1 protein-coding gene is annotated in these 535 nt (G+C 70.5%); it reads right to left on the bottom strand.

Going from position 1 to position 535, the window contains the following annotated elements; all coding sequences use genetic code 11:
• Positions 1 to 535, bottom strand: a 535-nt coding sequence (locus HUK84_RS22515) for a helicase C-terminal domain-containing protein (RefSeq protein WP_281362901.1), incomplete at both ends; no start/stop codon positions are given.

The following is a 535-nucleotide window of genomic DNA, read 5'->3' as shown; positions in this document are numbered from 1 at the left end:
ATCAGCCGCCCGAAAGCCTGCCGCAGGCGCAGCCGCGCGATCCGGTCGTCATATTCGCCCGGCGCCCCGCCGGACAGATGGGTGCGCCGTTCGCGATGCAGGATATCCGGCCGCGGCCAGGGCACCCGTTCGAAGACGACCAGCCGCAGCGACCGGCCCGGCACGTCCACCCCGTCACGCATCGCATCCGTGCCCAGCAGGCAGGAATTGGATTCCGAGCGGAAGATGTCGACCAGGGTCGCGTTGTCCATGCCGTCGACATGCTGGGCATAGAGCGGCAGCCCCGCATCCTCCAGTGGTTGCGACAGGCGCTGATGCACCGCGCGCAGCCGCGAAATCGCCGTGAACAACCCCAGCGCCCCGCCGCCGGCCGCCAGGAACAGGGTCCGATAGGCCCCGGCCAGCGACCCGATATCGTCATGCGCCACGTCGGTCACGATAAAGGCGCGGCTCTGCTGGCGATAATCGAACGGGCTGGCCAGGGCGGCCCGCAACGCGGGCGAGGGCAGGTGGCTGGCCCCGGTACGCGCCTCCG

Origin of the sequence: Nguyenibacter vanlangensis, assembly GCF_013376155.1 — a bacterium.
Taxonomy (GTDB): Bacteria; Pseudomonadota; Alphaproteobacteria; order Acetobacterales; family Acetobacteraceae; genus Gluconacetobacter; species Gluconacetobacter vanlangensis.
The sequence above is the reverse complement of the archived record's forward strand: the minus strand, read 5'-3'. Positions and strand labels throughout refer to the sequence as shown.